Consider the following 20,979-nt stretch of genomic DNA (forward strand, 5'->3'; position numbering starts at 1 on the left):
CGAGGGCGGTGACTTCAGAGGGGAAGGGCGGTTTCGGACAGACCTTCCGGCGCGTTGCGGCGACGGAACCACTCGGTGCCGAATGCCGCGGCGAGCTGCTCCGTCGGCATTTCGAGGAACGGGCCGAAATCGCCGACCTGCGTCGCGTGCGCGTACATGGCCGCGCGCTTGGACGAGATCACCGAACTGACATCGACGGCGGTGGTGAGTTGGTCTGCCGGAAGCCCGAACGATTCGATGTCCGGCGGCTGCGCCTCTTCGGTCCACTCGGGGTTGGCCTGCATCAGCATCTTCATGTGATCGCGGTTGGTGGACGCCTCGTAGACGAACGGCGTGCCTGCGAGTTCTGCGGCCCGGACGCCGACATGGTGGACCTGGATGTGATCCGGGTGCCCGTATCCGCCGTTGGGGTCGTAGATGGTCAGGACATCGGCGTTCTCTTCACGAAGTACCTCGGCCAGACGCTCGGCGGCCTTCTCGACGTCGACGTTGCAGAACGCTTCCGGATTCTCGTTCTCGGGCGTACCCACCATCCCGGAATCCGGGTAATGCAGGGACACGACGCGATTGGCGCCCAACGCGTCGGTGGACGCCTCGAGTTCACGGCTGCGGCGCTGAGCCAACGTCTCGTATTCGTCCAACAGGCCGTCGGGGAATTCACCGAGAGCACCGTCGGTAGCGGTGACGACTACGACGCGGTGACCTGCGTCGGCGGCCATTCTCATCACGCCACCCGTAGTGAAAACTTCGTCATCGGGATGGGCGTGGAAACACACCAGGACACTCATTCGCGCAATCGTAAGGCAAGTTACCGACAGGTCAACCCGAGCGCACAGTGAAAACGATTTGTCGAGTCGGCCTCGGCTCTGTGAACCTTGTTCAGTGCACGAGAAGCTGACATGAGCGAATCCACCAACAAAGGCCTGCTGAGCGCCTACCGCGAGATCTTTGCCGCCCCCGGATCGGTCGCCTTCTCAGCCGCCGGATTTGTCGCAAGGCTGCCGATCGCCATGATCGGCATCGGAATCGTGACGATGATCTCGCAACTTCGTGGTGACTACGCGCTCGCCGGCGCGCTCGCCGCGGTTTTTGCGCTCTCGTCGGCGATCATCGCGCCCGCGGTCTCACGTGCGGTCGACCGCTTCGGCCAGCGTGCGGTCCTGCCGATTGCCGCAGCCGTGAGCGTCACGGCGATCGGGGCGCTCTTGCTCGCAGTGCGGATGGAAGCTCCCGATTGGCTGCTTTTCGTTCTGGTCGTCCCCGGCGGCGCCACCCCGACGATCGGCGCGATGATCCGCGCCAGGTGGGTGGCGATCTATGTCGGAAAACCTCAGCTGCGCACCGCCTTCGCCTTCGAATCCGTGGTGGACGAACTCTGTTTCGTGGCGGGCCCCGTCATTTCGGTCGGCCTGAGCATCGGGCTCTTTCCCGAGGCGGGACCCCTGGCGGGACTGATTCTGCTGGTCACCGGAACCCTGCTGCTGGTCATACAGCGCGGAACCGAACCGAAGGTGCATCCGCGCCGACCCGGCCGCGGACGGTCGGTTCTCGGTAACCACGTGATGTGGATCGTCATCGTGATCATGGTGATGCTCGGAACGATCTTCGGCGTCATCGACGTCGGCGCCATCGCGTTCACCCAGGAACAGAATTCGCCGGGATCCGCGACGCTGGTCCTCGCGCTGTTCGCCGGCGGCTCGGGAATCGCGGGACTGATCTTCGGGTCGATGCACCCGGCGCGATCGCTGCGCGGTCAACTGATGATCGCGTCCTCCGCGGTCGCCGTTCTCAGCGTCCCACTACTCCTGGTCGGAAACGTGGCCGCACTCGCGGGTGCATACGTGCTGGCAGGGGCGACCGTCGCACCGACGCTCATCATCGCGACAGCCCTGGTCGAACAGATCGTCCCCCCGGAAAAGCTCACGGAGGGAATGACCCTGACGGTCACCGGCCTCGGCGTCGGCGTGGCGCTCGGGTCTGCGCTGGCCGGGCAACTGATCGACCGCTACGACGTCTCGTCGGCGTACATGCTCGCGGTCGGCGCTGCAGTCGCAGCCTCTATCGTGACGGCATGTCTATTCGTGAAGCCGTCAGCGTCGACGGCACGTCCATCGTCTATCGAGTAACCGGAAATTCGGCGGGGACCCCGCTGGTGCTGCTGCACGGCTGGGCTCAGTCGTCGCAGTGCTGGGGCGAGCAGGTCCTCGCGGACCTGGCTGCGGACTACCGCCTGATCGCTGTCGATCTGCGCGGCCACGGTTACTCCGATGCTCCCGAAACCGGATACGACGACTCCGCGAACTGGGCCGGCGACGTCGCGGCTGTTCTCGCGGCAGAAGGCGTCACCGAGAACGCGATACTGCTCGGCTGGTCGTACGGCGGTCTGGTGATCTGCGATTATCTGGCAGCGCACGGAACCGGCGCGGTGGCGGGTGCGGTTCTGGTCGGTGCGATCACCAGCATCGGCCGCGGGGAGAAGGGCGGCAAGGTCGGCTCGGCGATGCGTAGCGCGGTTCCCGGCGCGATGTCCGAAGATCCCCGCGAGGCGATCAGGGCACTCGGCGCTTTCGGTAACGCTCTCACCGGCCCACCCGAGGGCAAGGGTGCAGCGTCGCAGGCCTTGTTCGGGTACAGCCTCTCGACTCGTCCGCGGGTGCGCGCAGCATTGTTCAACCGTGCTGTCGGTCACGACGACTTGCTTCGCAACCTGGATATCCCCGTTCTCGTTCTGCACGGAACCGAGGACTCCGTCGTCGACGTGAGTGCAGGTAAGCACGCCGAGGAACTGATTCCCAAGTCCCAGGCGTCGTACTGGGAAGGCTGCAATCACGGCCCGTTCGTGGAGGATCCGACACGATTCGTGTCCGAAGTGCGAACCTTCATCTCGAGCCTCGGTTAGAGTTCGCGCCCGGTGAGGGGGCAGTATGGAGTCGTGACGCCCATGCACATTTCGCGCCCTCGCCGGGTGGCCGTTCTCTCGGTCCACACCTCGCCATTGGCGCAACCCGGCACCGGTGACGCGGGTGGGATGAACGTCTACGTTCTGCAATCCGCGATTCAGCTCGCCAAACGTGGCGTCGAGGTGGAGATATTCACCCGCGCGACGTCCTCGGCCGACGCACCCGTGGTGGACGCCGCTCCCGGAGTGCGGGTTCGGAACATTGCAGCTGGTCCCTTCGAAGGGCTGGACAAGGCGGATCTGCCGACTCAACTGTGTGCCTTCGTCGCGGGCGTTCTACGGGAGGAAGCGCGACACGAGCCCGGGTACTACAGCCTGATCCACTCGCACTACTGGTTGTCCGGGCAGGTCGGCTGGCTGGCTCGCGACCGTTGGGGCGTTCCCCTGGTACACACTGCACACACCCTCGCGGCGGTGAAGAATCTTTCGCTTGCCGAGGGAGACACCCCGGAGCCGGCAGCACGTCAGATCGGCGAGCAGCAAGTAGTCGCCGAGTCCGATCGCCTGGTCGCCAACACCACCGACGAAGCCAAGGCGCTGCACGAGTTGTACGGCGCAGATCCCACGCGTATCGACGTCGTGGCTCCCGGCGCCGATCTCACCCGCTATCGACCGGGCGATCGCGATTCAGCCCGCGCGTCGTTGGGGTTGGACCCGGGCGAGATCGTCGTGACTTTCGTCGGCCGCATCCAACCGCTCAAAGCGCCGGACGTTCTGCTGCGTGCTGCAGCCGAAGTGATCAGCCGCAGGCCCGGGTTGCCGCTGCGCATCCTCGTCGTCGGTGGCCCGTCCGGAACTGGTCTCGCGCGGCCGGACGTGCTGATCGAACTTGCACGATCACTCGGTATCACCGCGCAGGTGACGTTCTTGCCACCGCAGGCACCGGAGCGTCTCGCCGATGTCTACCGTGCCTCGGATCTGGTTGCGGTGCCGAGCTATTCGGAGTCCTTCGGGTTGGTCGCCATCGAAGCTCAAGCCTGCGGAACTCCCGTGATCGCCGCCGACGTCGGCGGACTGGGAGTAGCCGTACGCAACGGGGAGACAGGCCTGCTGGTTCAAGGACACCGCACCGAAGACTGGGCCGGCGCCCTCGAATCTTTGGTGACAGCGCCGACGCGCTTGGCCGAACTCGCCGCGCAGGCACCGCGTCACGCCGAGAATTTCTCGTGGGAACACACCGCGGACGGTTTGCTCGAGAGCTATCGCAAAGCCGCAGTCAACTACAACAACGGAACCGGTCCAAGCGACTTCTCGCCCCGCCGTGCGCGGGGTCTGTGGCGTCTGCGCCGGACCGGGGGAGTGCGTACATGAGCAGCATTTCGGACACCATCGAGCAGGCTCTCACCGAGCGCGAACTCGAATTCACCAGAAAAGACGACGCGCATTTCATCGTCGAACTTCCCGGTGAACACAAACTCAAGACGTCGACTCTGCTCACCGTCGGCAAGCACGGTGTGCGGGTCGAGGCCTTCGTGTGCCGCAAGGTGGACGAGAACTTCGAGGGCGTCTACAAGTTCCTGCTCAAGCGCAACCGCCGTCTGTACGGGGTGGCGTACACACTCGACAAGGTCGGGGACATCTACCTGGTCGGCAAGATCGCGGAGCATGCCGTGACCGGCGATGAACTCGACCGAGTGCTCGGTCAGGTTCTCGAAGCCGCCGACGGCGATTTCAACGTCATCCTCGAACTCGGCTTCTCCTCGTCCATCAAGCGTGAGTGGGCATGGCGGGTGTCGCGAGGCGAGTCGCTGGCGAATCTCGAACCGTTCAAGCACCTCATCGAGGAGGAGCCCGCGCAGAGCTGATCGAGCGGGGTGAGACACATCGCGGATGTGTCACGTAAAGTGGCCTTTACTTGTGACTGTCGTCACGGAATAATACTGTTCCCGTGAGTCACAGTAAGTTGGTCACACCACCCCGCCGCGCAACTTTTCGAGGAGCACAGTGAGCTTCAAGAGTCCGTTCCCCGACGTTGAAATCCCCAACCTCAGCGTCTACGACTTCCTGTTCGGAAATACCGACCCCGCAGACCTCGACAAGACGGCATTCGTCGAGGGCAGTTCGGGCGCAGTCACCACATACGCTTCGCTGATCGCGCAGATCAACGGCGTTGCAGGCGCTCTCGCAGCGCGCGGACTCGCCGTCGGCGACGTGGTCGGGCTGCATTCGCCCAACGTCCCGGCCTTCGGTTCCGTCTTCCACGGCATCCTTCGTGCCGGTGGCGTCGCGACCACGATCAACGCGCTCTACACCGCCGAGGACATCGCCAAGCAGCTCACCGATTCCAAGGCCAAGTTCCTCTTCACCGTCTCGCCGCTCCTGCCTCAGGCAAAGGCAGCTGCTGACCTGGTCGGTATCCCGGCTGAGAACGTCTTCGTGCTCGACGGTGCCGAAGGCCATCTGTCGCTGCGAGATCTGCTCGGCGAGGGCGCAGCGGCGCCCGAGGTCTCCTTCGATCCGGCCACCCAGCTCGCGGTGCTGCCGTACTCGTCTGGCACCACCGGCCGACCCAAGGGGGTCATGCTCACCCATCGGAACCTCGTGGCCAACGTCTGCCAGATCATTCCGCGGATGGGCATCGAGACCGACGACAAGATTCTCGCGGTCCTGCCGTTCTTCCACATCTACGGCATGACTGTCCTGCTCAACGCTGCGCTCTACCGCCGCGCGAGCCTCATCACGATGCCGAAGTTCGATCTCGTCGAGTTCCTGCGGATCGTCGCCGAGCAGAAGTCGACGTACATCTTCGTCGCACCGCCCGTTGCCGTCGCGCTGGCAAAGCACCCGCTCGTCGATCAGTACGACCTCTCGAGCGTGCACACCATCTTCTCCGGTGCGGCCCCGCTCGACGCGGCACTCGGCAAGGCCGTCGCCGACCGGTTGAACTGCCACGTCCGCCAGGGCTACGGCATGTCCGAGATGAGCCCGGTCTCGCACGCGATCCCCTTCGATCGTGACGACATCGCCCTCGACACGTGCGGTCCGACCATCGCCAACATGGAATGCAAGCTCGTCGACCCCGGAACGGGCGAAGAGGTCGCGTACCCGGCTCTCGGCTCGGACGGCGTCAGCGAGCCCGGCGAACTGTGGTGCAAGGGCCCGAACATCATGCTCGGCTACCTCGGCAACGACCAGGCCACCAAGGACACCCTCGACGACGACGGTTACCTGCACACCGGTGACATCGCGACCGTCGACGGCGACGGCGTCGTCAAGATCGTCGACCGCCTCAAGGAACTGATCAAGTACAAGGGCTACCAGGTTCCCCCGGCGGAACTCGAGGCTTTGCTGCTGACCCACCCGCAGATCGCCGACGCCGCCGTGATCGGCGTGCTCGACGCCGAGGGCGAAGAGGTCCCGAAGGCATTCGTCGTGCTCCAGGACGGCGCCGAGTTGACCGAAGCCGACGTGATCTCGTTCGTCGCCGAGCGCGTCTCGCCGCACAAGAAGGTTCGCCAGGTTTCGTTCATCAGTACCGTGCCGAAATCCGCGGCCGGAAAGATCCTCCGCAAGGATCTGCGAACTGCGGAAGTAGCCCCGAGCTGATTTCCGGACAGGGTTGATCAAGAAGGGTTCCGGTACTCGTGCCAGGATGAACGCCATGAGTATCGGAACCCTGGTCCTGCTCCGCCACGGCGAGAGCGAATGGAATGCACTCAATCTGTTCACCGGCTGGGTGGACGTACACCTGACAGACAAGGGCATGGCCGAGGGCAAGCGCGCCGGCGAACTGCTCGCCGAGCACAACCTGTTACCCGACGTTCTCTACACGTCTCTGCTGCGCCGCGCGATCAGCACGGCCAACCTCGCACTCGACGCCGCCGATCGCCACTGGATCCCGGTAGTGCGCGACTGGCGTCTCAACGAGCGCCACTACGGCGCTCTGCAGGGCAAGAACAAGGCGCAGACCAAGGAAGAGTACGGAAACGAGCAGTTCATGCTCTGGCGTCGTAGCTACGACACCCCGCCGCCCGCCATCGAAGCCGGCAGCGAGTACAGCCAGGACACCGATCCTCGGTACGCGAACCTCGACGAGGTTCCCTTGACCGAGTGCCTGCTCGACGTCGTCAAGCGTCTGATCCCGTACTGGGAGGACACCATCTCCCAGGAGCTGCTCGCCGGCCGGAACGTGCTGGTCACCGCACACGGCAACTCGCTGCGTGCATTGGTCAAGCACCTCGACGGCATCTCGGACGAGGACATCGCGGGCCTGAACATCCCGACCGGAATCCCGCTGCGCTACGACCTCGACGAGAACCTGAAGCCGCTCAATCCCGGCGGCACCTACCTGGATCCGGAGGCCGCAGCTGCCGGCGCCGCCGCGGTGGCGAATCAGGGCGGAAAGTAGCAACCCGATGATGTGCGTCGAGGCCCCCCGAACAGTGTTTTCGGGGGGCCTCGGCCAACAACAGATGAACGACGAACCAACGCCGTCCACCTGGCGGATTACGCGGGCGGGAACGTCCGAACCCGCCGTAACCGACACTTCGCGCGAACGTACGATTGCGCCGTGAGTGTCGTGATTGCAGTGCTGCTGGTCGTGGTCGCCGGCTTGGTCGGCTACCTCGTCGGCGGGGTGCTGGTACCCAGGCTGTCGTCGCGCCAGAGTCAGCGCTCGGACGAACAGACCGGGCTCACGATGTCTCAGGTTCTCGACCTCATCGTGTTGGCTTCGGAAAGCGGTATCGCCGTCGTCGACGGTTTCCACGACGTCGTGCTCTTCAACCCTCGCGCCGAGGAACTCGGCCTCGTCAAGAATCGTCTGGTCGACGAGCGAGCTTGGCGGGCTGCTCAGGAAGTTCTGCGGACGGGCCAAGCCGTCGAGGTCGATCTGACGGCGCAGACCGCTCAGCGAGGCCGCGACAAGATCGCGGTACGTGGCACGGCCCGGTTGCTCAGCAAGGACGATCGCAATTTCGTGGTCCTGTTCGCCGACGACGATTCCGAGCAGGTCCGCATGGAGGCGACGCGACGCGATTTCGTCGCGAACGTCAGCCACGAACTGAAGACGCCGGTCGGCGCGATGAGTTTGCTCGCGGAGGCACTGCTCGAATCTGCTGACGACCCGGAATCGGTGCGGCACTTCGGCGAACGGGTGCTGGGCGAGTCGATTCGTCTGGGCAAGATGGTCACCGAGTTGATCGCACTCTCGCGCCTCCAGGGCGCCGAGAAGCTGCCGGATCTCGACGTGGTCGACGTCGACACCGTGGTGTCCGAGGCACTGTCGAGGTCGAATCTGTCGGCCGAGGCCGCCGGGATCACCGTCACCACAGACCATCCGAGTGGGCTGGAAGTACTCGGGGATCAGACTCTCCTCGTCACAGCATTGTCCAACCTCATCGAGAACGCTATTGCATACTCGCCCAAGGGTTCTCCGGTGTCCGTCAGTCGGTCCGTACGCGGTGACAATGTCGCGATCGCAGTCACCGATCGAGGAGAAGGTATCGCGAAAGCGGACCAGGAGCGAGTGTTCGAGAGATTCTTCCGCGTGGACAAGGCGCGGTCACGGCAGACCGGCGGAACCGGTCTGGGGCTGGCGATCGTCAAACACGTCGCGGCCAATCACAACGGCTCCATCGAACTGTGGAGCAAACCGGGAACAGGGTCTACCTTCACGTTGCAGATACCGGCACACGTGGAGTCGGACGACGACATCGACTCTGACGACGCGGGAACCGCCGGTTCCACGCGGATCGGCAGACGAGAACAAGGCAGTAGAGAAAACGGCATGGAGGCCAAACGATGACGAGTGTGCTGATCGTGGAGGACGAGGAGTCCTTGGCGGACCCGCTGGCGTTCCTGCTCCGCAAGGAGGGCTTCGAGACCACCATCGTCAACGACGGACCGTCGGCGTTGGCGGAATTCGATCGCTCCGGAGCGGACATCGTCCTGCTCGACCTCATGCTGCCCGGCATGAGTGGCACGGACGTCTGCAAGGCGCTGCGGTCGCGCTCCGGCGTTCCCGTCATCATGGTGACGGCGCGTGACAGTGAGATCGACAAGGTCGTCGGCCTCGAACTCGGCGCGGACGACTATGTGACCAAACCGTATTCGGCGCGCGAGCTGATCGCCCGCATCCGTGCGGTGCTGCGTCGCGGGGTGGAGAACGAGGCGGATCTCGCCTCCGACAACGGGGTGCTCGAGGCCGGACCGGTACGGATGGACGTCGAGCGTCACGTCGTGCAGGTCGCCGGTAACCCGGTGACGTTGCCGCTCAAGGAGTTCGACCTCCTCGAGTACCTGCTCCGCAACTCCGGCCGGGTGCTGACCCGTGGACAGTTGATCGACCGCGTCTGGGGCGCCGACTACGTCGGTGACACCAAAACCCTTGACGTACACGTGAAGCGGTTGCGTTCGAAGATCGAATCGGATCCGGCCAAGCCCGAACACCTGGTCACGGTCCGAGGATTGGGCTACAAGCTCGAAGCGTGATCGAACCTCGTCGAGAAGAAATATCGAGACGAATGCCGAGAAGAATTCAGCCGCTCACACGATCGTGTGAGCGGCTGAATTCTTTTTGTCTACGTGGAGTCAGCCCTGAGCTTTGTTCTGAGCGATCGTGGTCGCCGGATGGACTGCTATGAGGCCGAGGCCGGCGCGACGCCTGCAGAGGCGAGCCAGCTCGTCGTACGCACGCTTTCCGAGAAGCTCTGTCAGTTCCGGCCCGTAGGACTGCCAGACCTGCCGCTCCCCGACATGAGCGTCGGGGGAGCCGGAGCAGTACCAGGCGAGGTCGTCGCCGCCCTCACCCCAGCCGCGGCGGTCGTACTCGGTGATCGTGGTCTTGAGGATCTGAACGCCGTCCGGCCGGTCGACCCAGTCCTGGGTGCGGCGGATGGGTAGCTGCCAGCACACGTCCGGCTTCACCTCGAGCGGCTCGATGCCCTTCTTGAGCGCCATGGAATGCAGTGCGCAGCCCTCGCCGCCGGCAAAACCCGGCCGGTTGAGGAAGATGCATGCACCTTTGTAGCGGCGGGTGCGCAGCGCGGGCTCGTCCTCGAGGTCGTCTTCTTCGACGTAGCCCTTCTTGCCGAGACCCTTTTCCATGAACTGCCAGTCTTCGGCTGTGAGCATTTTCACTGACGCATCGAGCTTGTCCTGATCCTCCTGATCGGAGAGGAAAGCGCCGTGCGAGCAGCAGCCGTCGTCCGGGCGGTCGCCGATGATGCCCTGACACGCCGGCGTGCCGAACACGCAGGTCCAATGCGAGAGCAACCACGTCATATCAGCGGAAATGAGGTGCTCGGAGTTGTCCGGATCGACAAATTCGACCCATTCGCGCGGGAAATCGAGATCGACCTCGGGGCTCGGAGTCATCTTGTGGGACCGGTCTGGGTTACCTGCTGTCACAAGGGCCGACGGTAGACCCAGTAACGTGGCGATGTGCGACTAGGGGTACTCGACGTCGGAAGCAATACCGTCCATCTATTGGTTGTGGACGCCCATCGGGGCGGCCACCCAACACCCATGAGCTCGACCAAGTCCACGTTGAGGCTGGCAGAAAACACCGACGACCGCGGCGATATCACCACGTCAGGGGCCGATCGCTTGGTGTCGACGGTCTCCGAATTCGCCGGTATCGCCAAGACGTCCGGGTGCGAGGAAATGATGGCTTTTGCCACTTCCGCCGTCCGTGACGCCAACAATTCCGAAGCTGTGCTCGCCCGCGTCCGCGCCGAGACCGGAGTCAATCTCGAGGTTCTCTCCGGGGTCGACGAAGCCCGCCTGACCTTTCTTGCCGTGCGCCGCTGGTACGGCTGGAGCGCCGGACGCATCCTGAACCTGGACATCGGCGGCGGCTCGCTCGAACTCACCGCAGGCGGTGACGAGGATCCGGACGTCGCCTTCTCACTGCAACTCGGTGCGGGACGGTTGACGCGCGACTGGCTACAGGCCGATCCGCCGGGCAAGCGCCGGGTCGCTGTATTGCGCGACTGGCTGGACGCGGAGTTGGTCGGACCAGCCAAGGAACTGCGCGCCGCCGGCGACTGGGACCGCACGGTCGGGACCTCGAAGACCTTTCGATCGTTGGCTCGGCTCACCGGCGCGGCCCCTTCTGCCGCAGGCCCCCGGGCAAAACGGACCCTGACTTCCAGCGGACTCAGGCAACTCATAGCCTTCATATCCAGGATGACGGCAGCGGACCGTGCAGAATTGGAAGGAGTGAGCTCGGATCGGTCACAGCAGATTGTGGCCGGCGCGCTCATCGCAGAGGCAACCATGCGGGCGCTCGGAGTGGACGAACTGGAAATTTGTCCCTGGGCACTGCGTGAGGGTCTGATTCTGCGAAAGCTCGACACAGAAATGGGCGGTGAATTGGTGGTGAGTGCTTGATGACCGAGGACAGTCAGCAGATTTCCGTAGCGGAACTGCTCAAGCGGAACGGTCAGAGCGTCGAATCCCGAGGTGGACGACGTCGGCGCGGCGTAGCCGGTGGCATCTCCGTCGCCGAACTGACGGGTGAGATCCCGATCGTTCGCCAGTCGGGATCGCGCGCGGCCGCCGAGCCCGAGTCGGCCGAACCAGCAGCTTCTCAGCCTGAAGCCCCTGCGCCAGAAAACGCTGCACCTTCTGCGCCGGCCGAGGCTGTCGCAGAAACCGCCAAGTCAGCCGAACCGGCACCGAAGGTTCCCGCCGACCGCACCGCCGCCTTCGCCGTCTCGTTCGACGACGACGATGACGATGACGATGACGATGACGAGCCGCAGGCACCCAAGGCCGAATCGAAGCCGGTTGCCACACCGCCGGTCACCACTCCGAAGCCGACTTCCACGCCTTCGCCGGGACAGACCTCGAAGTCCTCGCCCGGACAGTGGGTGAGCCGGGCACCGCTCAACTCCTCGTCACCGACGCAGGTAACGCAGGAACCAGCACTGCTGTCGGGTCAGACCCTGGCGGGCGATCTGATGCGTCAGGAGCGCGCCGCAACCCAGTCGCCGTCGTTGCGTCCGCCGATCCTGCCGCCGCGTGTCCCCACTCCTGTCGTGAAGGCACCTGCACCGACTGCTCCTGCTCCGGCCGCGCTGGAAGAGAGCACCGAACTGATCGACAAGATCGCAGACGCGGATGCCGGCGAGGCCGAATCGACCGCCGTGGTCGATCTGGTCAAGGCGCCGGCTGTCGATGACAGTGCAAAAAAGTCCAGTGCCGCCGCGGAGTCCGATGTCGAAGCCGAACCGGCAGCGGAAGAGGCAGGCGAGCGTAACTCGATCCGTGAATGGGCAGTGCTTGCCGGTCAGGTGGTTGTTGCACTGATCGTCGGCGGCGCGATGTTCAAGGGCTTCGAGAAGCTGTGGGACATGCTGCCGTGGGTGGCGTTGGTGCTCGCGCTGATCGTGATCGTCGGCTTGGTGGCCGTCGTGCGGGTTCTGCGCAAGACGGACGACATCACGAGTTTCGTGATCGCGGTGGTCGTCGGCATGATCGTGACGCTCGGTCCACTGGCGTTCTTGTTGACCTCGGGTTGATCGGACGATGATCGGGGGATCGCAGCGCATGGTTCGTCGGCCGATCGCTGTCGGCTTGTCGACGGCTTCGGTATATCCGGAGAACACGGAAGCAGCATTTCGCTACGCCGCTGATCTCGGATACGACGGTGTCGAACTGATGGTGTGGGCCGAATCCGTGAGTCAGGACATCGGTGCTGTGGCTGCCCTCGTTCGCAAGTATGCGATTCCGGTGCAGGCCGTGCATGCGCCGTGTCTGCTGATTTCGCAGCGCGTGTGGGGTTCCGATCCGGTCGAGAAGCTCGAGCGTTCGGTACGCACTGCCGAAACCTTGGGAGCGACGACGGTGGTCGTCCACCCGCCGTTCCGGTGGCAGCGCAAGTACGCCGAAGGCTTCGCGGAACAGGTTGTCGATCTCGAATCGAAGAGCAGCGTCGTGGTGGCGGTGGAGAACATGTTCCCCATGCGCGCCGACAGCTTCTTCGGCGGCAAGGACAAATCCGCGGAGCGTCTGCGTAAACGTGGCGGTCCGGGGGCAGCGTTGTCCGCGTTCAGTCCGTCGTACGACCCGACCGATTCCGATCACGCTCACTACACACTCGACCTGTCGCACACCGCGACGGCGGGCATGGATGCCCTGGAGTTGGCCTCCCGTATGGGCAAGGGGCTCGAGCACCTGCACCTGGCCGACGGTCGCGGGGCGTCGATGGACGAGCACCTGATTCCGGGGCATGGCTCACAGCCGTGCGCGGAGTTGTGTCAGCAATTGGCTGCGAGCGAATTCAGCGGCCAGGCTGTCATCGAGATCAACACGCAGAACGCGCGCACCCGGCGGGAGCGGTCGTCGATGCTGGCGCAGGCGCTCGCGTTTGCACGCGAGCACCTGGCACGCTCAGCGGTGGCCGGCAAGTAGCGCAGCTTCGAACTGCGCGCGTACCTTCTCGACGTGTGCGTCGAGGTCTTTGGTCTCCCAGCCTTCGGTCGAGATGGGATCGAGCACCGAGACGTAGACCGGGCCTGGATGGGCGACAAGCGAATTGCGCCACATCCGTTCACCCGCATTGTGAATCACCACGGGCACGATCGGCACACCGGCTTGGATCGCCAAGTGAAATCCGCCCTTCTTGAAAGGGCCCAGGCGTGGCGTCGGAGAACGGGTGCCCTCCGGAGCTATGACTATCGAGACACCATTCTTGAGCTTGTCGACTGCCGGTTGCAGCGCAGCCTTCGCTTTTGTGGTGTCGGTGCGGTCGATGTAGGCGACGTCGAGCAGTGCGCCGACAGGCATGAACCGCGGATCGCTTGCCGCTTCCTTCTTCGCGACCCCGGTCACGTCACGCTTGATCACGGTTCCCAGGACCAACATGTCCAGGGAACTCTGATGGTTGAACATGAACACCGCCGGGCGGTGATCCCACACGTTGTGCTCGCCGTCGATCTCGACGTCGATGCCGAGCAGTGAGAGCGAGATGTCGGGGCCGTAGGTGCCGACCAGGTTCGCACCCAGTTGACGGTTGCCGGTGACGATGCCCGCCGACGCGCCGAGGGCGGCGGTGGCAGCAAGCGCGCCCATGGCGGTTGCCGTTCGGATCGTCGAGATCGGCGTTGCGCCGCGTTGCGGTTTACGCAGGCTGACCGAAGGCCAGTGATTGCGCAACGCGATCCTGGCCAGACCACGATCGGGATTCAACGCGACAGGTCGCCCGACGGCCTCGAGCATGAAGACGTCTTCGACACCGTTGGAGTACGCAAACGCGTTCTTCAAGTCGGCGCCCATCTTCTCGGCATAGCCCGCAAGGGCATTGGCCTTGGCCGGCCCCCACAGAGCGGGGGAGGACAGTTCGCCGGTGAGCATGCCGTCGACGACTTCGGGTTCGGTGCACAGCACGTCTTCGATGTCGAGATCTTCGGCGACGTACTTGGCCTGGAACGGAGTCGCCGACGTGGCCATCACGATCGTGTGGCCGGCTCGCCGGTGCGCCGCCAGTAGCCCACGGGCTTCCGGGTAGATCATCGCGGCGATCTCCTGCTTGAACAACCGTCGGCCCCAGTCGTTGAGTTCCTCGACGGTACGGCCGCCCAGGGCGCGAACGCCGATGTCCATCAGCGCTCCGACATCAGCGCCACGGAACTGGGTGTCGATCGCGGCGCCGGTGGTGCGCAACAATTCGCCGACGCTGATATCCAAGCGTCGCAGGCGGTCTCGGTACACAACGCTGGCCGAGTACCCGCTGATCAACGTGCCGTCGAGGTCGAAGGCGGCGATCGTTCCGGGCCCGGGAGGCGCGGCTTCGATGGCGGAGTGCAGACGCTCGAGTCCGGTCACAGTCCTACTTCCTCGTTCTCGGCGGGCGCTCGGTTTGCTTCTGGAATGGTCACTACTGCTGCGGCGTCGGGCACGGGCATTGCCACCTGATCGAGCCGTGCATGCGCGAGTGCTCGGATATGGCGCAGACGTTCGACCTGGACCTTGATCTCCGCGGCAAACGCCAGGCGCCTGGCCCGGACTCCGTCGTCGTCGACTTCGATCAAGTTACGGTTGCGCGCCAAATTCAGTGCAGTGGCGAACAACTCACCGGAGACCGATTCGTTGCTGGCGATCTGCTGCCGCAGGCGACGCTGATGTGCGACGTCGATGCAGTTGCTGATGAAGGACTTTTCGTCGAACGACGTCGAAATCGGCGCGAGCACAAGCTGATCGGCGACAACCTGGTACGCCTCGAGGAACGGTTGCAGCACTCGGTGCGCGAGGTACGGCCGCACCGTCTCGATCATGTGCTCGGTTCGTTTGTCGGCGGCCATGACGGTTTCCCACTCGGGATCGATCAGGGTCAGCTCGGTTCGCATCTCCTGCTCGAACGTGTCCCGGTCGCTGAAGAAGAACTCGAACTTCATCAGGTCGCGGATGCGCTTGGCCTCGGCCCAACCGTCTCCGACGGGATCCTCGAACCGCTCTTCGACGGCTGCCTGGAGCACGAGTTCGGTGATGGCACGCACGACGAGAAAGTGAATTGTGTTGTTGCGGTAGAAGGCAGCAACAAGGTGCTGGTCCTTGCCGAGGTAGAAGACCTGCTCGCCGCCGCGATCGAAGCGCTCGAGCACACCGGAATCGACGTGTGTCTGCAGCGCCTTCTCGATGACACGCGGATCGGACAGTTCGACGTCGCCGGCGATCGGAAGATTTCGCGCGGTGATGTATCCGAACAGCGGCGTGAGAATCGCGGTGAGTTCACGAACTGTCAACGCCCGGTCTTCGATTCCGAGGAACGCCAACATCGCCAGTGAAGACACGGTCACCGGTGTGACCTCGTTGATGCGGTGACACACCTCGATGCCGGCCTTTTGAATGGCGAGGCGCTGATCGGTTTCCTGGCTGAGTGCATCCGCGAGTGAGAGCGGCCGTCCGATGGTCACGTGCGCGACGCCGTTGCGTTTTCCCTGTGCGCGTACGTAACCCACCATCCAGCGCAGGCCTTCCGGTGTCTTCTCGGCGCCGAGTGCCTCGGCAGCCATTGCCCCGACCTCGTAGAGCTGGTCGTAGCTCAGCGCGACGGGGACGAGGTACACGTCGGATGCGCCGCTGACCTGAAAGGCCTTGGTCAGGTAGGTCAGGAGACCGAAGCGCGGTGGGCGTAGTTTGCCGGTACGCCCGCGTCCACCTTCGATGTACCACTCCAGATTGAAGCGTTTGGTGAGCAGGTAGCGCATGTACTCGTGCATCGACCACTTGTAGACCTCGTCGTTGCCGATGCTTCGACGAATGAAAACGGTGCCGCTGCGCTTGAGGATCGAGCCCATGGGCCAGAAGCTGATGTTGAGGCCGCCCATGACGTGATTGAGCGGCAAGCCGTTCGCGATCAACGCCGGACGCAGGACGAGGGGATCGAGGTACGAACGGTGACTGGGGAGGAAGACCAGTGAGTGTTCCTTGTTCAGCTCACGGAGTTCCTCGAAGCGGCTCGTGTCCACGTCCAGCTTGTAGGCGCGAGCGAAGTAGCGGCCCAGGCGATCCCACACCGCGATGGCTTGGCGACTCTGGGTGGCAACCATTTCTTCGAGAGCTTCACGGGCGCGGCGGTCGACTTCGGCGACGGCGATGTTCAACCGGTCGGCCAAAGCCATCACCTCGGTGGTGAACCGGCGGGTGTCGGTGATCTCGTCGACGACGAAACGCGACACCTTGTACTGGCCACCCAGAAGGCCCAATTCGGCGCGCTCGAGTGCGAGGGCGGCCTGCCGTCGGATGAACTCGGGTAGTGAACCGCCACCGCTCTTTTCGAGGCGACGCTCGAGATCGCTCAGTGGTGCTGGTTCACCTTCGATGACCTGGCACCGTGAGGGGTCGGTGCGCAGGGTTCTGCGTTGCGCACCGCGTCCGGGGTGGAGGGGATCGCGCGGTGCCAGTGCATCACGCAGTCGCACCGCGACGTTGTGTTTGGTATGGGTGTCCGGAATCCACACCACTCGAAGCGGTGCGAGCATCGGGTCGTCGGTCCGAGCCGCCAGTTCTGCAAGGGTCTTGTCGGTGATGTTCACGGTGACCGGCCGAGTTTCGGATGAGGTTGCCTTGTCGGCAAGCCACTTTCGCAGCACGCCGGCTTCGGCCTCTGTCATGGTTTCGGTGAGGTACACGCGCGGGTTGGTCGTGTTCTCGCTCATGACTCACGCACCTTCCGTTGGGACTCCGAGAGCCACGATCTCGTCCAGGCTCTCCTGCAAGCACTGCATCAGCAGCGCGGGCTTCGTGATCGCGGCGGTGTCGAGATTGATTCCGATACAGCACACCCCGACGTGGGAGACCAGTGTCGCCATCGCCGCGCAACCGGGCGCCGGGCCGAACGGGAACATCCGCTCGATCTTCGCTCCGGCGAGATAGACCGGTACCGGTACGCCGGCGACGTTGCTCGCCTGCAGGTCCAGTCCTGTCGACTGGGACAGATACCAGTTCGCGAGTAGATAGTTCGGCAGGCGAGCGAGGATCGGGGCGGCGACGTCGATAGCGTCCAACGCGGGTTCCTCACGCAGACTCAGAACGATCTCTCGCACCTGCCTGATGCGTTTGGCCGGATCCGTTTCGGCGACCGGGCCGTTGAAGCGAACGGCTGCAAACCGGTTGCCGCCGTTGGCATCCGCGCCCGTGCGCATGCTGATCGGCATACCCATCGGGATGCTCTCGACGGATTGTCCGAAGGCTTCGTGGTAGCGATGGAAGCCGCCGAGCAAAGCGGCGACGTAAGCGTCGTTGAGTGAGCCGCCGGCAGCTTTTGCTCCGGCCTTGAGCTCGGGAACACCCACTTCGAGAGTTCCGAACCACCGTCCGAGACCACGATCGTGGAGCAGAGGGGAACCGGAACGAGCTGGGGGAGTGACGATCTTGCGGAGTGAATTGGCGTACCCGAGGACCTCGGAAGCCGTGCTGAACGGACTCGAGATCGCCGTGGTCGCAACATTGGTGGCGCCGCGAACCAGCTTGGCGATACGGGAGGGCGCACGCCGGATCTCGCTGACGACCTCCTCGCCGAATGCACCTACCGACGACAGGTGCTCCGGAGCCGGCGGTGTGCGGTCGGGCTTGTTCGGAGTGGGATCCGGGCGCCTGCTGTGCAGCAGCGTCATCATCTGGATGCCGCCCATGCCGTCGGTGATGGAGTGGTGAGTCTTGACCACGAACACGGCACGACCGTCGTCGAGACCTTCGATGAGCAGCGCGCTCCACGGCGGCCGAGCCTTGTCGAAAGGTTCGGTCGCAAGGTGACGGCACATGCGCAGCGCGTGATCGAAGTCCGCCGGTGCAGGCAAGCGGACGCGTCGTAGGTGGTAGCCGATGTCGAACTCGGGATCAACCGACCACACCGGATTGCCCAGTTGCATCGCCGGTTCCACCGCGCGCATACGAATACGCGGAACCACGTGCGATGCCCACTCGACTGCGTCGAGAAGTCGATCCCAATCCGGAGCTCGATCGAGAACCTCTACCGCAACGATCGGTGAGCGCAGTTGCGGCTGCGCCTCTTCCATCCGCCACATTCCCGTCTCGAAGTCGGACATCGTGCGGTTCGCCCCCCAGGCAACCGCGGAAAGGTCGACGTCGACCGCGCTCGGAGGAACAAATGGATTGCTGTTGGCCATACGTCAAGAACTCCCTCGGTCTGCGGATCCACCCCGCGCATCTCTGCTTCTAAGTGTGGACCCGTGACAGTGGGCGCGTCCCGGTTTCGGTGTCAGCCGACAGGTGTGACGTTCGTCAGTTAAGGGCTAATCGGACATGCCTCGAAATTCGACCAGCGTTCACGAAGTGACGCCGACGGCTTTCAGAGCTATCTCGCGGTAGAGAACGCTGACTTCGCGCGGAGTCTGCGGTCCGTCGAGTCGATACCAGAGGACGACGGACTGACACATGCCCAGCAGTGCGCGGCCCGTTCCGGTGATGTCCGGGACCGTGAACTGACCGCTGTCGACGCCTGCCGTCAAAACGTCGACGAGTAGATTCTCGAGCTTCTTTCGTTTGGCGGCGTAGCTCTTTCGTTCGGCGTCCTCGAGGTACCGCAGTTCGGAATCGAGGAACGCGATGTCGGAGCGACTGGTCATGTGCAGAACACACGCCTCGACGAGATTGCCGAACTGTGCCGTCGGCGACGGTCCGGCAGCGTCGACCGCAGCGCTCGCGCGTGCGGTGACGTTCTCGATGCCCGGTTCCATCAGCGCGACGAGGATGCCTTGTTTGTTGCCGTGGTGGTAGTACAGCGTCGGCACGGTGACACCGGCACGTTTTGCGATGTCACGAACCGACGCTCCGTGGTAACCGAGTTCGTGGAACACCTCGAGTGCGGCGGTGAGCAGGGGAGTCAGCGTCAGTGGTTCGACGATGCGCCACTGTTCGTCGGGTTGAGCCCCCGACTGCAAATCCGTCATTCCGCCTGTTCGCTCCGTTCGGAAATTTCTGGTGGTGTGCGCAGAGAAGGTTCAACCCTAGCGCAAGGCATGTCCTGCCTACCGATGCTCGGCCACCATTGGATAGCATCACTATCCAGTGGTGGCCCGAGCGAGTTGGACGGAGGAGCGGTGAAGGTTTCCGAATTGGCCGCACAGTCCGGCGTTGCGTTGGCCACGATCAAGTACTACCTCCGTGAAGGTCTGCTGATGCCTGGTGAGCCGACCAGCGCGACGGGAGCGAGGTACGGCGAACAGCACGTCCGGCGACTCGCGTTGATCAGGGCGCTGGCCGGGGCGGGACTCGCGATTCCACGGATTCGTGCGGTGCTCGAATTGGTGGACAGTGACGAGCGATCCGAATTCGAGACCTTCGGTCGCGCGATCGCGCAACTACCGCCCTACGTCGATCCGGTGCCGGATCAACAGTTCCCCAGAGCTCGCAAGGTTCTGGAGTTTCTCGGTCAGGTCTACGAGCCGAGGTACGTGGCGGTTGCTCACCTCGAGCGTGCACTGATCGGTCTCGAGGATGCCGGACTGAGCCTCTCGGACGAGCGATTGCGCGCCTACGGCGACCACATCCGAGGAATTGCCGAAGTGGAAATCGAGCTGATGCCCACCAGTACGACGAAGGAGGGCGTTCGCCATGCCGCTTCGACCGAGGACGGCATTCGCTATGCGGTCCTCGGAACCGCCATGTACGAACCTGTCCTGACAGCATTGCGACGCCTGGCGCACCAAGACTTGGCCGCACGACATTTCCCGCAACACCGAGAAAGCACCGAACAGGAAAATCGATGAGCACCAGCCCCTTTCAAGATCTCAATCGCCTCACCTCGCTCGGCGACGGGCGATACACCGCAACGATCGATCCGATCTGGACCATCGGGCCGAAAGTGCACGGCGGCTCCATGATGGCTGTGTGCGCCGCTGCCGCGCGTCAATGTCTGCGAGACGGCGCAGGTGCGAACGACTCGCTTCTGAAGATGCAGCCACTCGCGGTGAGCGCCAACTATCTGTCCGCCCCCGACCCCGGTGAAGTCGAACTGGAGGTGATCGTCCGAAAGCAGGGACGCCAGGTCGCGTTGTTCGACGTCGAGTTGAGCCAGGCGGGACGCAGCGCTGTTCGCGCGGCGGTCACGCTCGGATTCCCCGATGACGGCGACCCCACCTTCGTCACTGCCTCGTCGATCGACGACATGTCACCGGAACCGCCGGAGAGTGCGGTGGCCGTCATCGGCGATCACCCGATGGCGCAGGTCGTGCACGTCGGGCAGGGCTGCGACATGCGAATCGACACCACCTCGGCGCACTTCCTGACCGGCAGCCAAGGTGAGGCCGAGGTCAGGATGTGGGTTCGTCCTCGACCCGAGGACGAGAACGACATCGACACCGCTGTGCTGTTCGCGATCATGGCGGGCGACATCAGCGCGCCCGTGACGATGAACCGCGGCCTGTTCGGGTGGGCGCCGACCGTGCAGTTGACGACGTACCTGCGCCGACTGCCGACGCCGGGATGGCTTCGCGTGCGGGCAAGCTCGGATGTTCTGGGCAGCACGTGGTTCGAAGAGGATCATGCTGTTCTCGATTCGACGGGCGCAGTCGTCGTACAGAGTCGTCAATTGGCGATGATGCCCCGCTAGG

The 20,979-nt window shown here is 63.9% G+C and carries 19 protein-coding genes; 13 read left to right on the forward strand and 6 right to left on the reverse strand.

The genetic code is table 11. From position 1 onward, the window contains the following. Window positions 1-14: 14 nt before the first annotated feature. Window positions 15-788, reverse strand: coding sequence for a PIG-L family deacetylase (locus FEZ59_RS23750; RefSeq protein ID WP_019744397.1), 774 nt, complete (start codon window positions 786-788; stop codon window positions 15-17). A gap of 111 nt (window positions 789-899) precedes the next feature. Here FEZ59_RS23750 and FEZ59_RS23755 point away from each other — a divergent pair, with 111 nt between their 5' ends. The 8 genes from FEZ59_RS23755 to FEZ59_RS23790 all read left to right on the forward strand — a co-directional run bounded on the left by FEZ59_RS23755 (window position 900) and on the right by FEZ59_RS23790 (window position 9,391). Continuing rightward, complete coding sequence (locus tag FEZ59_RS23755; RefSeq protein WP_019744396.1) at window positions 900-2,126, forward strand: MFS transporter; 1,227 nt, start codon at window positions 900-902, stop codon at window positions 2,124-2,126. Beyond that, window positions 2,072-2,899 (forward strand): alpha/beta hydrolase, encoded by an 828-nt coding sequence (locus tag FEZ59_RS23760; RefSeq protein ID WP_020906763.1) that lies wholly within the window; start codon window positions 2,072-2,074, stop codon window positions 2,897-2,899. Before FEZ59_RS23755 ends, FEZ59_RS23760 begins: the two co-directional genes overlap by 55 nt. A 42-nt stretch (window positions 2,900-2,941) precedes the next feature. Further along, complete coding sequence (gene mshA / locus FEZ59_RS23765) at window positions 2,942-4,270, forward strand: D-inositol-3-phosphate glycosyltransferase (RefSeq protein ID WP_019744394.1); 1,329 nt, start codon at window positions 2,942-2,944, stop codon at window positions 4,268-4,270. Next, window positions 4,267-4,764, forward strand: a complete 498-nt coding sequence (locus FEZ59_RS23770) for a YbjN domain-containing protein (RefSeq protein WP_029254833.1) — start codon at window positions 4,267-4,269, stop codon at window positions 4,762-4,764. Before mshA ends, FEZ59_RS23770 begins: the two co-directional genes overlap by 4 nt. Window positions 4,765-4,903: 139 nt before the next feature. Continuing rightward, on the forward strand, window positions 4,904-6,505 hold the full coding sequence (locus tag FEZ59_RS23775) for an AMP-binding protein (RefSeq protein WP_029254834.1): 1,602 nt from the start codon (window positions 4,904-4,906) through the stop codon (window positions 6,503-6,505). 46 nt (window positions 6,506-6,551) lie between these two features. Further along, window positions 6,552-7,307, forward strand: a complete 756-nt coding sequence (locus FEZ59_RS23780) for a phosphoglyceromutase (RefSeq protein WP_003941992.1) — start codon at window positions 6,552-6,554, stop codon at window positions 7,305-7,307. A gap of 162 nt (window positions 7,308-7,469) precedes the next feature. After that, complete coding sequence (locus tag FEZ59_RS23785; RefSeq protein ID WP_019744391.1) at window positions 7,470-8,705, forward strand: ATP-binding protein; 1,236 nt, start codon at window positions 7,470-7,472, stop codon at window positions 8,703-8,705. Further along, window positions 8,702-9,391, forward strand: coding sequence for a response regulator transcription factor (locus FEZ59_RS23790; protein WP_003942020.1), 690 nt, complete (start codon window positions 8,702-8,704; stop codon window positions 9,389-9,391). The genes FEZ59_RS23785 and FEZ59_RS23790 overlap by 4 nt, the downstream gene beginning before the upstream one ends. Window positions 9,392-9,490: 99 nt before the next feature. Here the strand turns inward: FEZ59_RS23790 and FEZ59_RS23795 are convergent, their stop codons facing one another. Then, entirely contained in the window at window positions 9,491-10,276 is a 786-nt protein-coding gene (locus FEZ59_RS23795; RefSeq protein ID WP_003941928.1) for a hypothetical protein, read from the reverse strand. 66 nt (window positions 10,277-10,342) lie between these two features. On the opposite strand from FEZ59_RS23795, the gene FEZ59_RS23800 reads away from it, so the two are divergent. The 3 genes from FEZ59_RS23800 to FEZ59_RS23810 are packed head-to-tail and all read left to right on the forward strand — an operon-like array spanning window position 10,343 to window position 13,318. Beyond that, entirely contained in the window at window positions 10,343-11,293 is a 951-nt protein-coding gene (locus FEZ59_RS23800) for a Ppx/GppA phosphatase family protein (protein ID WP_003941975.1), read from the forward strand. Further along, the gene (locus tag FEZ59_RS23805; protein WP_172933296.1) at window positions 11,293-12,426 is read left to right on the forward strand and encodes a hypothetical protein; all 1,134 of its coding nucleotides are present in this window, start codon (window positions 11,293-11,295) and stop codon (window positions 12,424-12,426) included. The genes FEZ59_RS23800 and FEZ59_RS23805 overlap by 1 nt, the downstream gene beginning before the upstream one ends. 7 nt (window positions 12,427-12,433) lie before the next feature. Then, window positions 12,434-13,318 (forward strand): sugar phosphate isomerase/epimerase, encoded by an 885-nt coding sequence (locus tag FEZ59_RS23810; protein WP_019744388.1) that lies wholly within the window; start codon window positions 12,434-12,436, stop codon window positions 13,316-13,318. Here FEZ59_RS23810 and FEZ59_RS23815 read toward each other — a convergent pair. From FEZ59_RS23815 to FEZ59_RS23830, 4 genes are all read right to left on the reverse strand, one after another. Continuing rightward, window positions 13,298-14,731, reverse strand: coding sequence for an HAD-IB family hydrolase (locus FEZ59_RS23815; RefSeq protein ID WP_019744387.1), 1,434 nt, complete (start codon window positions 14,729-14,731; stop codon window positions 13,298-13,300). The genes FEZ59_RS23810 and FEZ59_RS23815 overlap by 21 nt on opposite strands. Continuing rightward, window positions 14,728-17,064 (reverse strand): glycerol-3-phosphate 1-O-acyltransferase, encoded by a 2,337-nt coding sequence (locus tag FEZ59_RS23820; protein WP_019744386.1) that lies wholly within the window; start codon window positions 17,062-17,064, stop codon window positions 14,728-14,730. Before FEZ59_RS23820 ends, FEZ59_RS23815 begins: the two co-directional genes overlap by 4 nt. Before the next feature lie 3 nt (window positions 17,065-17,067). After that, window positions 17,068-18,534, reverse strand: a complete 1,467-nt coding sequence (locus FEZ59_RS23825; protein WP_029254838.1) for a wax ester/triacylglycerol synthase domain-containing protein — start codon at window positions 18,532-18,534, stop codon at window positions 17,068-17,070. A gap of 159 nt (window positions 18,535-18,693) precedes the next feature. Next, a complete protein-coding gene (locus tag FEZ59_RS23830) occupies window positions 18,694-19,317 on the reverse strand; it encodes a TetR/AcrR family transcriptional regulator (protein WP_172933297.1) in 624 nt (207 codons plus the stop codon). A 150-nt stretch (window positions 19,318-19,467) separates the two neighbouring features. Between FEZ59_RS23830 and FEZ59_RS23835 the strand changes: the two genes are divergently transcribed. Then, window positions 19,468-20,136, forward strand: a complete 669-nt coding sequence (locus tag FEZ59_RS23835) for a MerR family transcriptional regulator (RefSeq protein WP_029536759.1) — start codon at window positions 19,468-19,470, stop codon at window positions 20,134-20,136. Further along, on the forward strand, window positions 20,133-20,978 hold the full coding sequence (locus FEZ59_RS23840) for a thioesterase family protein (RefSeq protein ID WP_172933298.1): 846 nt from the start codon (window positions 20,133-20,135) through the stop codon (window positions 20,976-20,978). Before FEZ59_RS23835 ends, FEZ59_RS23840 begins: the two co-directional genes overlap by 4 nt. Window position 20,979: the final 1 nt, after the last annotated feature.

Source organism: Rhodococcus sp. MS13, from assembly GCF_013277835.1.
GTDB lineage: Bacteria > Actinomycetota > Actinomycetes > Mycobacteriales > Mycobacteriaceae > Rhodococcus_F > Rhodococcus_F erythropolis.

Excerpts from the sequence above, each read along its gene's own strand:
- FEZ59_RS23830 (WP_172933297.1), bottom strand. The coding sequence starts at position 19,317 with ATGACGGATTTGCAGTCGGGGGCTCAACCCGACGAACAGTGGCGCATC.
- FEZ59_RS23825 (WP_029254838.1), bottom strand. The coding sequence starts at position 18,534 with ATGGCCAACAGCAATCCATTTGTTCCTCCGAGCGCGGTCGACGTCGAC.
- FEZ59_RS23805 (WP_172933296.1), top strand. The coding sequence starts at position 11,293 with ATGACCGAGGACAGTCAGCAGATTTCCGTAGCGGAACTGCTCAAGCGG.
- FEZ59_RS23755 (WP_019744396.1), top strand. The coding sequence starts at position 900 with ATGAGCGAATCCACCAACAAAGGCCTGCTGAGCGCCTACCGCGAGATC.
- FEZ59_RS23770 (WP_029254833.1), top strand. The coding sequence starts at position 4,267 with ATGAGCAGCATTTCGGACACCATCGAGCAGGCTCTCACCGAGCGCGAA.
- FEZ59_RS23820 (WP_019744386.1), bottom strand. The coding sequence starts at position 17,064 with ATGAGCGAGAACACGACCAACCCGCGCGTGTACCTCACCGAAACCATG.
- mshA (WP_019744394.1), top strand. The coding sequence starts at position 2,942 with ATGCACATTTCGCGCCCTCGCCGGGTGGCCGTTCTCTCGGTCCACACC.
- FEZ59_RS23840 (WP_172933298.1), top strand. The coding sequence starts at position 20,133 with ATGAGCACCAGCCCCTTTCAAGATCTCAATCGCCTCACCTCGCTCGGC.
- FEZ59_RS23795 (WP_003941928.1), bottom strand. The coding sequence starts at position 10,276 with ATGACTCCGAGCCCCGAGGTCGATCTCGATTTCCCGCGCGAATGGGTC.
- FEZ59_RS23790 (WP_003942020.1), top strand. The coding sequence starts at position 8,702 with ATGACGAGTGTGCTGATCGTGGAGGACGAGGAGTCCTTGGCGGACCCG.
- FEZ59_RS23750 (WP_019744397.1), bottom strand. The coding sequence starts at position 788 with ATGAGTGTCCTGGTGTGTTTCCACGCCCATCCCGATGACGAAGTTTTC.
- FEZ59_RS23760 (WP_020906763.1), top strand. The coding sequence starts at position 2,072 with ATGTCTATTCGTGAAGCCGTCAGCGTCGACGGCACGTCCATCGTCTAT.
- FEZ59_RS23780 (WP_003941992.1), top strand. The coding sequence starts at position 6,552 with ATGAACGCCATGAGTATCGGAACCCTGGTCCTGCTCCGCCACGGCGAG.
- FEZ59_RS23810 (WP_019744388.1), top strand. The coding sequence starts at position 12,434 with ATGATCGGGGGATCGCAGCGCATGGTTCGTCGGCCGATCGCTGTCGGC.